Genomic DNA, 12,225 nt, shown 5'->3' with positions numbered 1-12,225 from the left:
GTGGCGCGAGCTTACCGTCCGCCGTTGCTGGCCTCTGCACAGCGTTGGTCTTCCTCAAGCGGCGAACGACGACGACTCCGGTGTCGGTGGTGCTTCTTCGCTCTGAACGTGCTGCTTTCCACGCGCACACCTGCTGCTTGAGGTTCGAAGCCCAAGCCTCGTCTACAGCTCGACGAACGTGGGGCGGCACAATTTCCGGCATGATCGTCACCGAGAGCGCCTGTTGATAACCCGCACCGCGGCCGGTCTCGAATTTTTGTAGAGGTCCCAAACGTGAGCGCCGAAGAGGCCGACGCTCACCAAATAAAGCGAGATCGCAATCATGGCTGCCTCCGTTCTCATTGCTATGTGGTAGAGTAGCAAAGGAAGCCGCGTCTCGAAATTTCGGTAGTTCGCTTAAGTAGTTTTCCGGAAGCCATTCAAGCCGGCATTCCATGCCCCCTCAACTCGCTTTCGGTGCGGGGTATTGAGCCAAACCCCACAAAATCAGCTCGGGTTCGATTGCTTTGACCTGGATCAACGGCTGGCGCAACGGGGATTTAGCCTCCACGCCTGGCGCTGCTCGATCTCTTGCGGAAGCTGTCGATTCCCGGCGACCGCTGGGAGCGGATATTTGGTGCTCCTTTCGGTCCCCAGTTCTCACGTAGACCCGCGTAACCATATTGCTCATTCAACCTTGAAGGCTTCGCCCCGGCCAAAATCGATTCAGCCCGGCTGGATCCTTCGCTGGTCACCTGGCATCGAACCGATGCTCGAGGGGCCGACGGTTGAAGAGGTCAGCTATACGTTGGAAGCGTTAAGCAAGACCTCGATCAATCTCGCCATTGGGCCACAAAAGATTTGTCGCCCTGTCTCACCGATCTCGGCCTGCTACCATCGTAACCCAGCTAGATTTCCGATCCTGTTTGACTTTCGGATTTCAATTGCGATGTGGGCCTTCGGCCGACAGCACCTCCTTGATCACACGAGTTTCTCGGGACTGGCAAAAACTTCACCCAGCGTTTCCAGGAAGCGCGCGGCATCCGCCGTCGAACACCATGCGATGGTCGCAGCAAAGGGTGACGAACGTTCCCTCCGCACGAATGGCGGCGACCGCGAGGATTGCGGAAGCACCGGCCGGCACCACCGCAACGAACGACTCCACCCCTGCAAACGTACCGAGATTCGACGGATAGAATGTAGCGCCACGATAGTCGGCAAGCGCCAGGCGCTTCGCGTTGACCTTGCCGAACAGGCTCCGTCAATCGCTGGCGAGCTCGGCGGCGGAACGCCCTGCGACGTCGCGGAGCACCGGTGCAAACAGGCTGCCCGCGGCGTCGACTGCGACGCCGATATAGATCCGTGTCCGATGGGCAAAACCGTGCGTCATATAGGCGGAATTGAGCAGCGGATGTGCCGAGGTCGCCGCGGCGCAGGCTCGCGCGAGCAAGACAGTCAACGAGAGACTCTGCTTTTTGCCAAGGGTCTGCAAGGGTTCGAGCGAAGATCGTGCCGTTACCCGGAACGTCGGCGGCGCCCTTCCTGCTTCTGATCGTTGCCCACTGTCCTCCGCCAGTCTGCCGAAGGAGCGCCTCCACCCATTTCTTCCAACCCGACTGCCAGCTGGGGGGCGAGCTGGCAGCCTTTGGGGTAGTTGGGGTACGCAGTGGGGTCTGCGCAAATTAAGTGGATCAGATTGCAGACGCGCTGATGTTGATCTGAATCAATCGCGCTTGCGACGGCCGTCTTGCTTGACCAGGGTCAAATACGATCGCCGTGCGGCCGCTAAACTTTTTAGAATTGATCTTATGAGGATATCCACAAATGCCCCACAAGCAGGTTCTTTTTCACGCAGCTGCTCGCGAGAAGGTATTGCGCGGCGCCGCGCTTCTCGCGGATGCCGTACGGGTCACGCTGGGCCCGAAATCTAAATCGGTGCTGATCCAGAAGGGCTGGGGCACGCCAATCGTCTGCAATGACGGTGTGACGATTGCAAAGGAATTCGACCTCAAGGATCCCGAAGAAAACCTCGGCGCACAAGTGCTCAGGCAGGCGGCCGAGAAGACCGGCGACGTCGTTGGTGATGGAACGAGCACTGCGACAATCCTGGCGCACGCGATCCTCGCTGACGGGGTCAGGAACGTCGTTGCGGGCGCCAGCGCCATCGACTTAAAGCGTGGGCTCGACCGCGCGGCGCGTGCTGCGACCGCAGCACTCCGCGGGATGGCCCGGCCTGTCAAGACGAAAGAGGAAAAGGCGCAGGTTGCCACGATCTCGGCGCACAACGATCCGTCGATCGGCAGCCTGGTCGCCGACGCCCTAGAACGGGTCGGTGGCGAAGGCGTGATCTCGGTCGAAGAGTCCAAGACCACCGAGACATCCCTCGACGTCGTAGAAGGGATGAAATTCGATCGCGGCTTCCTCTCCCCCTATTTCGTCAGCGACGCAGAGCGGATGGAAGCGATCCTCGACGACCCCTTCATCCTGCTGTGTGACCACAAGATCAGCGCGTTGAACGAACTCGTACCCCTGCTCGAGCAAATCGCCAAGTCAGGACGACCACTGCTGATCATCGCCGAGGATATCGAGGGTGACGCGCTTGCAACCTTGGTCGTCAACCGGCTTCGCGGCGTCCTGAAGATCTGCGCCGCGAAGGCTCCGGGATTTGGCGATCGGCGCAAGGCGATGTTGGAAGACATCGCGATCTTGACCGGCGCCCAAGTGATATCCGGCGAGGTCGGGCTGAAGCTCGAGAATGTCACTGTGGAACAGCTCGGCCACGCCTCGCGCGTCGTCTGCGACAAGGAAAATACCACGCTGATCGGCAGCAAGGGCGGTCGTGCGCTGATCGAGGCGCGCTTGCAGCAGATCCGGCGCGAAATAGAGAAAACGACCAGCCAATACGACAAGGAAAAGCTCGAGGAGCGGCTCGCAAAGCTGTCCGGCGGGGTCGCGGTGATCAGGGTCGGCGCGCCCACCGAGGCGGAGATGAAGGCCAAGAAGGAAGCACTCGACGACGCCATCAGCTCGACCAAGGCAGCTGTGGCCGAAGGCATCGTCCCGGGTGGCGGACTTGCCCTTCTCAGGTGCACGGATGCCGTCAGCAAGGAGGAAGCGGCTTGCGAAGGTGACGAGAAGACCGGGATTCTGATCCTGAAGCGCGCGCTCGAGGCTCCAGTCCGCCAGATCGCCGAGAACTCCGCGGTCGACGGCGGCGTGGTGGTGGCGCGCATGTTGGGCGGCCAAGGCAATTTCGGCTTCGATGCAGCGCGCAAGGAATATGTCGATCTCGTCGAGGCCGGTATCGTCGATCCGGTCAAGGTGGTGAGGATCGCACTGGAAAACGCCGTGTCGGTCGCAAGCATCCTGTTGCTGACCGAAGCAACCATGACGGAGATTCCGGAGCCGAAGCGCGACCGCATGCCTGAGCCGGATATGGCCTTATGAGGAAGACGGCTTGCAGGAGTTGGCCAGTTGGTCCACGCCGATCGCGTCAGACGCGTATCGTATCCTCCATGACCGCCGCTGGGTCACCCCAAGCGGCATAAAACGCTGACCTGGATCAATCTGGCCGGACGGATGACGCGGCGCTGCTTCATCCGTATTTGTGCTTAGGGATCGGTCCCGGATTTTCAGGCGCGGATTCACCGGGCAGACTGACTTCACCGAGCCATCTCGAGAAGCAGCCGTGAGCCACTCCTTCCACACAACAGATCGGGCGACCTACCGCAAGATTGTCGTAGTCGCTGTTGCAGCAATCGTCGCGATGACCTTCATCGCGTCGTATGGTCGAGGAGAGAGCAAGGTCGACACGTCCAATCGCAAGGTCGCTATCTACCGTCCCTCCGCGCCAAGCGCTTCTCAGGCGCTTGCTCTTGCCGAGCTGAAGTGAAGTCGAGGCAAGGGAAGATTTGATCTGACGCAAACGCGGCGTCCGTATGGACATGTATCGTTTTGCCGTAACGTCAATCCAGCACATGAGGTACGAAAATGGCAGAGAACGTAAGCAAGCTTCCCGTCAAGGCTGACGACAAGGCTGCAGCTCTCGCGTCGGCATGGCGTCCTTTTGAAAGCCTGCGCAGCGAAATGAACCGCCTGTTCGACGATTTCGATCGCGGCTTCTGGCGTTCGCCCTTCCGCAGCTCACTCCTCGACATCGTCCCGCAGCGCCAGGCTGCTTGGGCGTCCGCACCGGCTGTCGACGTGGTCGAGAAAGACAATGCCTACGAGATCACGGCCGAGCTGCCCGGCATGGACGAGAAGAACATCGAGGTCAAGGTCGCCAACGACGTCCTGACGATCAAGGGCGAGAAGCGCGAGGAAAAAGAAGAGAAGAAGACGGACTACTACCTCCAGGAGCGCAGCTTCGGTTCGTTCGAGCGATCCTTCGCCATGCCGCAGGGCGTCGATGCCGACAAGATCGAGGCAGCATTCGCCAAAGGCGTGCTCTCGGTGAAGCTTCCGAAGAAACCCGAAGCGGTCAAGTCCGCGAAGCAGATTCCCGTGAAGGCAGCCTGATCATTCAAGGACTCCCCGACTGCCCCGGACGCTCCATGCGTCCGGGGCATGTTCTTGCGCTTCGGCCGACAGGCCTCGCTCCGTTCGGTGGTGACCGATAAGCCCCTCTCGGGGTGAGAACTACGGCACCCAGCGTAGAATGACCGGTGGCTTGCGGGAACCGCCGGCCGGCACCGCGCGTGGCACGCCCAGGATGATTGGGGCAATGGCCGCGCCGCTTTCCGGAATTCCGAGCTCCGCCTTGATCTCAGGCGCATTTAGAATGCCGACCGCAAACCCGATGCAGCAGGTGCCAAGCCCCTGCGCGGTGGCTGCGAGCATGAGATTCTGTGCCGCCAGCCAGCAATCCGCCTCGACGAACGGCCCCTTCGCCTTGCAACACACGACGATTAGCGTGCCGGCGTCATAGAACACGTTGAAGTTGGGGTCGGACAGCATCGCCAGTGCGCGCGGCTCGGCCTTCTGGAAATGGGACGTCGCTTGCTGCTGGCCGAGCAGCAGGGCCTTGGCGCGATCTGAATATTGTCGCAAGCGTGCCTTGTCCTGAATGACCACAAATGCCCAGGGCTCCGCATGAAGCGCTGTGGGCGCCTGCACCGCCGCGCCAAGCAATTGTTCGATCGTGCCTCGTTCAATTTCATCGGGCGCATAACTTCTCACGGCCCGCCGCTGATAGATTGCCGTCAGGGTGTCGAGCTTGGAATAGGTCAGCATCAGCTTCTCCTTGCGAAAAGCCAATATCAGACCTTCATGGCAATCCACACCTTGACCCAGCGCAATTGCGCCATCCATCGACGCGTCCTGCTGGCGAGTTCACTGTGGCGCCTGCACTGGCAGGTTGATGCGCATCAAGCCATTATCGGCTCGTTCCGCGTTATTGTTATTTTTGAAACTGTTTTCGTGACGTCGGAACTTGACTTGGCTGCTCCGCGAGCAAGTCAGTCGGTGAACGCTTGACGGAGATCCGTTTGCCGTACCGCTTGAACGAAGACCTTCCACTCCCGATCCGCAGTCATCTGCCGTCTCACGCCCAGGACATCTATCGCGAGGCCTTCAACCATTGCTTTGCCGCGCATGCCGGAGACCGCCGGCAAGAAGAGATCGCTCACCGGACCGCATGGTCCGCGGTCAAACGTTCGTACGTCAAGCTCGGTGATCATTGGGTTGCCCGGTCGGATCGTCGCTAGACTACGCCCGCCGCACAATTGTCATGACCTCCATAAGTCGATTGACGGGCCGTACAGCAGCCGGCCTAGTGCGACATCATCAAGCAGATGGGAGCTTGCTGGAGCAGACTCCGCGTCATGCCACCAAAAATCCATTCACCAAGCCGGCTGTGCCCGTAACCTCCGGTGACGATCAGGTCTGCCCCCTCTCTCTCCGCCAGCCTGATGAGATAATCTCCATCCGGTTCGGCCGCATGGACGCGGACCTCGAACTGGCAATTGACGCCGTGCCGCTCCAGGTAGCCGGCAACGTCACGCAGCCGACGGGCCGCAACGTCCTGCTCATCTGACGTACAGATCTCGGCAACCGTTACTTTCGAAGCCCGGGTCAGGAACGGCAGCGCGTCCCGAATGGCCAGCCGCGCCTCGCGGGTGTCCTTCCAGCCAACGACGATGCGATCTCCCGACAGCTTGGTCACGCCTTCCGGCACCGAGAGTGTCGGACGCCCCATCCGAACGACGGCCTCGGCCGAGTCGAGGTAGTGAAAACGATCGGATTCGATTTTCCTGCGCCTGAAGACAACGAGATCCGCAGCTCTTGCCTGCTCCGCCAGGAACGTAGTTGGGGATTCCAGGGCCGAGCGCCATTGCACCTCATGGCGCCCCCCGCGAGCGATCTTGCTGAACCATTCCGCCTTCGCCGCGAGATCTGCTTGCTTTCTCTTCAGCTCCTCCTCTGTCGTTTGCTCGATGACCACTCCATCGACCACGAGGGGAGGATCGATGGGAGATGCACAAACGCCGATGATCGATGCGTGGAACGTCTCCGCGATCCCTGCAGCGACACGAATCTGCCCCTCGTCCTGCTGCCCGGGGTCGACATACACCATGACATTGGCCAAGAACATTTGCCTGCTCCCTGGATCGATCTCACCGATCATTCCGCCACCCTTCGCATTTCAGCCGATCGTCATACGATCCTCGACTGATTGAACCCCGGGTGCCGACCACGCGGCCCGCTCGATTGCGCGCCGCTCCTGCCAGTTGTCGACTTTTCCCTCGAGCAGCACATTGTCGTTGTCGCGGACGGTCACGCGGATCGCCTTTGCCTGCGTCGCGGCGTGCCGCTTCAATGCGTCCTCGATCTTGGCCTTGACGTTCTCGGACTTGATGCGTGGAGCAATCTGGATGTTATTGCTGAGGCCGCTGATGCCGGACAGCTTCTTGATATCATCCTCGGCGGCCCGCTTCTGGAAATGCCAGTCGACGTTTCCCGACAGCGTGACCCAGCCATCCCGGACCAGAACGGTAATCCCGGGCGGCACCACCGTATCCCAAGCGAGCATGTCCAGCGCCCTCTTGGCGATTTCATCATCGGCGGTCTTCTTGTCAGCCGGAGCACGAACATCGATCTCGTCCGCGATCGCCTTCACGCCCTTGACTCGGCGCGCCGCCGAGATCGCTGACAGCTTCTGCAGGTAGCTCTCGACGTACCCGCTCAGCGTGACAACGCCTCCTTCCGCCGTGACACCGATGTGGGCAGCGTTCACGCTGGGTTCGAACTCAAGCTCGTCCAACACGTTCTGACGCAGTTCCAGTGCACTCATGACTGCCTCCGGTTCCTTTTGAAATTGCTATGAAAGCGCCGGTCAGCCGCCGCTTCCTTGCGCTGGATCAACCCCGCTCGCCCGCTCCAGTTATTGATCGAACATAGGACGCTCAGCTTCCTCGGCGGCGTCTCGTTCGACCGGCTCGTTGTTGCCGAGAGGCACATCGCGCTCCACGTCGACCTCGTGACCATCGACAAGGCTGGGCGCCTCGTCCAGTTCATCGACCGGCCCGCAACGTTCCCTTCGCGGACCCAACAGCATATCGCGCATCGTCGACAACTTCGTTTTACCTGCAGCCCGCTCGCGCGGACAGTACCGGTCAATTCAGCAAATGCTTCTCGATTTCCCAGATCGGATGCTTGGTGAGGTCCTTTGCAATCTCGGCGACGATATGGTGCTTGACATCGGGATGCAGCACAGTCCTCAGCTCAGCCAACGTTCGTGGCGGCGCAACGATGACAAGCGCCTTCGCTCTTCCACTGCGAACGATCAGCTCAGCGGCCTCCGCCACCTGCTTCGTAAAGCGATGCTCCTCGAGACGGTGCCAGTCTGTCGATTCGACAGCGCTCCTTTGCCCTGAATGAAGTCCTTTGGCCAGGTGCCCCGGTCGGTCAGTGCCTTGCATGTGCGTTGCCGGGTTCTGATCTTCGAAGACAGCTTCGGGCTTCAAGTTGGGAACTCTTTCGTCGCCTTCATTGCGAAGAAACAGCGCCTTGCGCCCGTCGCCAACAAACACGAGAGCATTATGCGGAATCCTCGTCATCGAACTCCCTCCACTTCTGGGGAGAATTTCTAGAGCAACGATAGCTCCGACCAATTGATCGGGATCAACCACGATAGGGACCGATCCTGCGATATGGCACTTTGCCTGTTCACAGGGAGCCCCGTCATGCAAGCACGCGATGTCATGGTTTCGCCCGTCATTACCGTTGGGGTAAATGCGACGGTGCAGCGAGTTGCCGCCATTCTGCTGCAGCACCGCATCAGCGCTGTTCCTGTCGTCGATGACGGCGGCAAGGTCGTCGGCATCGTCACGGAAAGCGATCTGATGCATCGGACCGAGGCGGGCACGGAACGTCCCTATTCGTGGTGGCTGCGGCTGCTGTCCGGCGATGCGCAAATGGCCTCCGACTATGTGAAGTCCCATGCCGTCAAGATCAGGGACATCATGACCCGAGAGGTCGCAACCGCGACGCCCGAAACTCCTGTGCATGACATAGCGGCGCTGCTCGAAAAGCACCGGATCAAGCGTGTTCCGATCGTCGATAAACATGGCCAGCTTGTCGGCATCGTCAGCAGGGCCAATCTGCTCCAGGCGGTCGCGAGCGCCCGCCCGAAACTTGAGATTTCACCTGCCGATTCAGTCATTCGGAAGAAGTTGCTTGACGAGCTTCGGAAGCAGCCTTGGGCGCACATTTTCAACCTGAATGCGACCGTTCAGAACGGCGTCGTCGACCTGTGGGGCTATGCTTCTTCTGCCGCCGAGCGAGCGGCGATTCGCGTTGCCGCCGAGGCCATCCCCGGCGTCACCGCCGTGAACGACCACCTTCTGGAGACACCGATACTCGCGTACTGATCCCAGCGATGGCGAGACGCTAGGTACGGTGGCCAAGGCAATTGAGCTCACCTGCGGTCACGTGAATGTCGGCAGGCGTCGGAAGAAAGCGCGGCCGTCGATCATCCCGGATGCCTTCGCAGCTGCTATTTTAGCTGAATTCGGTTCAGATAATCGATGATGGCGAGGATACGTGTTCGCACAACGACCTCCCGCAAATCCCGCGAAGGATCGAGCGCGTCGTAGGGCGGATCGACTATGTGAGGCAAGCTCTTGACGGGGTTGAATCGTTCTCCCCAAATCGGCATTTCATGCGTGCCGTGCGCTGAGATTGTTCTCCGTCCATCTATGGCTTCATAAACGGCGCTTATAGGAAAGACCCCGTTATTGTTCTTGGCCAAGGTCGTCAGATCGGCAGGCGGCACCTTCAGCAGCTCACTGACGGGTCCTCTGCCCTTTCCATCCGCACCATGGCAGCTTGCGCACGAGGCTAGAAATTCGGCCTTGCCGACATCGGCATCTTCAGCGTGGACGGCGGCACTGAAGGCAGCGGTAAGACCGGCAATCACCAACGACTTCAGGCAATGGGTCATCATGTCGGGCCCCCGATTTTCGGATAAAGCCGCTTGGCGGCGCGGGCTTTCTTCAGCTTGACTGAAGTCCATGAATAGCCCTCTCCCCCCGCCCTTGCGGTGCAGTTAGTCCTATCATTCCGGAACGGCGGAGTGGAGAATTTCATGCGCAGCGACCAGCTTGTGGCTAAGACCAACGGACGTGTGTCCATCCATTCCTAACCATCCGCTGCTGACCGCGCGCTAGGCCAGACGTTTCCCAAATCTGGCTCGTTCAAGCGGCCTTCCGCGACGTCTCGGTTTCGCCATTGGTCCGTGACGCGAACAGATTCAGCTCGATATTGCCGAGCGCCCGTGCCGTCTCGATAAAGTATGTTGCGTCCTCGGCACTGCGCAGCGTGACGCCCTTGATCCAGTCCTGCAGGGTCTCGATCCGTTCAGTGACCGAGGTGGTGGTCCCCAACTTTCGAAATAGCTCCCAGGCTTCATTCGATTCAGTTTGAATCTGCTCCATCCAGTGCTTGCTCGCCTCGATCAGCTTTTCGGAGAACTCCGACTGGACCACCATCGCGCGCTTTGCACCGGCCTGAATGGCCTCCACGGAGGCATTTGCGTGCACTTGATTCTCACTGCGATCTGTCATGATCAATGCCTCGGTTGTAGACATTCCCTTATCGCCTCGGGCGTCAAACCGAGCGTTGATTTGAGTCAAGTGCATCTCAGCACCGTCGACCGGCTCCAGCTGCACCTGTCATGATTGGCGGCTAACGCCGGCCGTAGCCAGGCTCTTCTTGCGGAAAACCACCTCGCTCCAAGAGGAGCTGACAGGGGCGCTGACAATCATCTCTTTCAGGCGGTGTCAGAGGGCACCGGTAGCGAAGCGGATAATTCAAATAGATGCGCTCGTCGCAGACTGCGGCGGGCCAGATCGGTCCGAGGCTGGACACTTCACTTGGTTCGGGTTGGAGGCCGGAATATCCCGAAAGCAGTTCTTCCCATTCCTTCGCTTCCCTCATCCAAAATGCCTCATTCTCGCCCTCAAACACGGAGCGCTGGCGGCAGAACGCCACCATGGCTCGGCAGTGCGCAAGCATGTCCATTGATCTTCTCCAATCCAGACGTGCCCAGAGGCTATTTCGATTTGTCTTTGCGTGGCTCGGCTCAAATCGTCTGTCATCTCGAAACAAAGCGGCATCGGCCACTGGTACACGACACGGAACATGTTGAAGTACATCAGCTCACCCCGCAAATTGACTCATGTCAAAATGGTCAACCACGGTCGGAGGCAGCCAGTCTGTGCGCACTGCTCCGCGCTTTGGTCAACTTCGGATAAGACCAGAAGCTGGCCGCCAAGCCGACTTCACGGTGGCGCCCGACGAATTGCCTCGCCGGGCCTCGACCGCAGGGCAACGTCCGTGAGAACAGCCACGGGATCGTGGCATGCGACCTATCGCCGCGCCATTGACGTTTGAAAGCGAGAGGATGTCAGCCTACCTGTTCATCAACCTGGTACCCGCCATATCAGACTCAACTCGGTGCGGGTCAATCTCGCAAGCGGAATGACACCTTAGCGTGTTGCTGTTGCTTGCGGTGGCAAGCTGCGCGTTTCCTCGAGGCACGCCAGACGGTGCCGTACTTGAAAGCCCGCCCAAATGGCGGCCTGGTTTTTCATCCCCTAATTCATTGTCGCAATGCGAATCGAAGTCGATCCGCAATAGTCCGAGTCGAATCCTATGTCAGCATCCACAACGAGCAGGATCGCACTGTTTATTGACGGCGCCAATCTCCACGCTACCGCGAAGGCGCTTGGTTTCGATATCGACTACAAGCTTCTCCTGAAGGAATTTGAACGCCAAGGGGCGCTTCTGCGTGCGATCTATTACACTCCCGTCATCGAGGATCAGGAATTTTCTTCGTTTCGTCCGTTGATCGACTGGTTGGACTACAATGGATTTAGAGTTGTCACCAAGGCGGCCAAAGAGTTCGTCGACGGCAGCGGCCGACGGAAAATCAAAGGCAATATGGACGTCGATCTGGCTGTCGATGCCATGGAGATGGCCGAGCATATCGATCAGATGGTGCTATTCTCCGGCGACAGCAATTTCCGCTCATTGGTGGCGGCGATGCAGCGGCGCGGCGTGCAAGTTACCGTGGTCTCCACAATGATCGGCCGGCCATCAATGATTGCCGACGAATTGCGCCGACAGGCTGATACCTTCATTGACATTGCCGAATTGCAATCCAGGATCAGGCGCGATGCGGCCGACCGTCAAAGTCCGCGCGAAATACTTAGTCCGCTCAAGCCACGATGAACGGAGGTGCGCAACCTGCGTCAGGAAATGTGCGTGCGGGTCCGTGCAATGATACCCGCGGCGATCTGCATGGACGCACCAAAAACCCAGCCCCAAAACTCGGCTCTAGCGCCTTGAGGACGTGCGACCTCGTCGAGAATAATGCTGCTCACTGCAATAACGGCCATAATCGCGGTGAGAAAGGTGCCGGCTGCACTGAGCACTTCGACCGCGTCCGCCCTGGACCCGAAGCCCCTCGGGGACAGCTCTCTGATTAGCTTCGGAGCAGGAGGCAGATCGATGCCAAGATAGTAGCCGGCGGCGCCATACATCATCACGACTGCGATCACGCCATCGGAGCCGATCAGACCGAAATCGGATCTTGCAGTATAGGCTGCCACGAACAGCCCACACGATCCACCGGCCAAGGCAAGCCCCGTTCGCTCCACGATATGAGCGAACCTGCTGAGAAGGGAGCGTGTTCTCCAGTTTTCGCCATTTACGACCATCTTCTTTTGATAGCGAATTCTCAAG

Annotated in this window: 15 protein-coding genes and 1 pseudogene; 6 read left to right on the top strand and 10 right to left on the bottom strand. The window is 59.4% G+C overall.

Annotated elements, in window-relative coordinates; genetic code table 11:
* Positions 1-991: 991 nt before the first annotated feature.
* Positions 992-1,471 (bottom strand): annotated as a pseudogene (locus tag CO675_RS41480) (2-oxo acid dehydrogenase subunit E2).
* A 332-nt stretch (positions 1,472-1,803) separates the two neighbouring features.
* Here CO675_RS41480 and groL point away from each other — a divergent pair.
* The 3 genes from groL to CO675_RS22155 all read left to right on the top strand — a co-directional run bounded on the left by groL (position 1,804) and on the right by CO675_RS22155 (position 4,497).
* Positions 1,804-3,426: a chaperonin GroEL gene (gene groL, locus CO675_RS22160; RefSeq protein ID WP_097673977.1), complete on the top strand. Its 1,623-nt coding sequence runs from the start codon at positions 1,804-1,806 to the stop codon at positions 3,424-3,426.
* A 241-nt stretch (positions 3,427-3,667) separates the two neighbouring features.
* Entirely contained in the window at positions 3,668-3,871 is a 204-nt protein-coding gene (locus CO675_RS40060; RefSeq protein WP_143279067.1) for a hypothetical protein, read from the top strand.
* A 98-nt stretch (positions 3,872-3,969) separates the two neighbouring features.
* On the top strand, positions 3,970-4,497 hold the full coding sequence (locus tag CO675_RS22155; RefSeq protein WP_097673976.1) for an Hsp20/alpha crystallin family protein: 528 nt from the start codon (positions 3,970-3,972) through the stop codon (positions 4,495-4,497).
* Between the two features lie 120 nt (positions 4,498-4,617).
* On the opposite strand, the gene CO675_RS22150 is transcribed toward CO675_RS22155, so the two are convergent.
* Positions 4,618-5,289 (bottom strand): nitroreductase family protein, encoded by a 672-nt coding sequence (locus CO675_RS22150; RefSeq protein WP_245452857.1) that lies wholly within the window; start codon positions 5,287-5,289, stop codon positions 4,618-4,620.
* Between the two features lie 161 nt (positions 5,290-5,450).
* On the opposite strand from CO675_RS22150, the gene CO675_RS22145 reads away from it, so the two are divergent.
* Positions 5,451-5,684 (top strand): ChaB family protein, encoded by a 234-nt coding sequence (locus CO675_RS22145; RefSeq protein ID WP_502693395.1) that lies wholly within the window; start codon positions 5,451-5,453, stop codon positions 5,682-5,684.
* A 65-nt stretch (positions 5,685-5,749) separates the two neighbouring features.
* On the opposite strand, the gene CO675_RS22140 is transcribed toward CO675_RS22145, so the two are convergent.
* From CO675_RS22140 to CO675_RS22125, 4 genes are all read right to left on the bottom strand, one after another.
* Complete coding sequence (locus CO675_RS22140; protein ID WP_245452856.1) at positions 5,750-6,604, bottom strand: universal stress protein; 855 nt, start codon at positions 6,602-6,604, stop codon at positions 5,750-5,752.
* 18 nt (positions 6,605-6,622) lie between these two features.
* Complete coding sequence (locus CO675_RS22135; protein ID WP_097673975.1) at positions 6,623-7,270, bottom strand: BON domain-containing protein; 648 nt, start codon at positions 7,268-7,270, stop codon at positions 6,623-6,625.
* Between the two features lie 90 nt (positions 7,271-7,360).
* Positions 7,361-7,543 carry a hypothetical protein gene (locus tag CO675_RS22130; protein WP_097673974.1) on the bottom strand — a complete coding sequence of 61 codons (183 nt, stop codon included), beginning with the start codon at positions 7,541-7,543 and terminating at the stop codon, positions 7,361-7,363.
* Between the two features lie 49 nt (positions 7,544-7,592).
* On the bottom strand, positions 7,593-8,036 hold the full coding sequence (locus CO675_RS22125) for a baeRF12 domain-containing protein (RefSeq protein WP_097673973.1): 444 nt from the start codon (positions 8,034-8,036) through the stop codon (positions 7,593-7,595).
* Between the two features lie 126 nt (positions 8,037-8,162).
* Between CO675_RS22125 and CO675_RS22120 the strand changes: the two genes are divergently transcribed.
* Positions 8,163-8,849 (top strand): CBS domain-containing protein, encoded by a 687-nt coding sequence (locus CO675_RS22120; protein WP_097673972.1) that lies wholly within the window; start codon positions 8,163-8,165, stop codon positions 8,847-8,849.
* A gap of 125 nt (positions 8,850-8,974) precedes the next feature.
* On the opposite strand, the gene CO675_RS22115 is transcribed toward CO675_RS22120, so the two are convergent.
* The 3 genes from CO675_RS22115 to CO675_RS40055 form a co-directional block, all read right to left on the bottom strand.
* Entirely contained in the window at positions 8,975-9,493 is a 519-nt protein-coding gene (locus CO675_RS22115) for a c-type cytochrome (protein WP_245452855.1), read from the bottom strand.
* A gap of 181 nt (positions 9,494-9,674) precedes the next feature.
* Positions 9,675-10,067 carry a hypothetical protein gene (locus CO675_RS22110; protein WP_245452854.1) on the bottom strand — a complete coding sequence of 131 codons (393 nt, stop codon included), beginning with the start codon at positions 10,065-10,067 and terminating at the stop codon, positions 9,675-9,677.
* Between the two features lie 97 nt (positions 10,068-10,164).
* Positions 10,165-10,500, bottom strand: a complete 336-nt coding sequence (locus CO675_RS40055; protein WP_143279066.1) for a hypothetical protein — start codon at positions 10,498-10,500, stop codon at positions 10,165-10,167.
* A 633-nt stretch (positions 10,501-11,133) separates the two neighbouring features.
* Here CO675_RS40055 and CO675_RS22105 point away from each other — a divergent pair.
* On the top strand, positions 11,134-11,712 hold the full coding sequence (locus CO675_RS22105; RefSeq protein WP_097673970.1) for a LabA-like NYN domain-containing protein: 579 nt from the start codon (positions 11,134-11,136) through the stop codon (positions 11,710-11,712).
* 20 nt (positions 11,713-11,732) lie between these two features.
* Here CO675_RS22105 and CO675_RS22100 read toward each other — a convergent pair whose 3' ends face one another.
* Positions 11,733-12,224 carry a hypothetical protein gene (locus CO675_RS22100; protein WP_097673969.1) on the bottom strand — a complete coding sequence of 164 codons (492 nt, stop codon included), beginning with the start codon at positions 12,222-12,224 and terminating at the stop codon, positions 11,733-11,735.
* Position 12,225: the final 1 nt, after the last annotated feature.

The sequence above is a fragment of the Bradyrhizobium sp. C9 genome, assembly GCF_002532045.1.
GTDB lineage: Bacteria > Pseudomonadota > Alphaproteobacteria > Rhizobiales > Xanthobacteraceae > Bradyrhizobium.
This window is presented reverse-complemented; position numbering and strand designations above follow the sequence as displayed.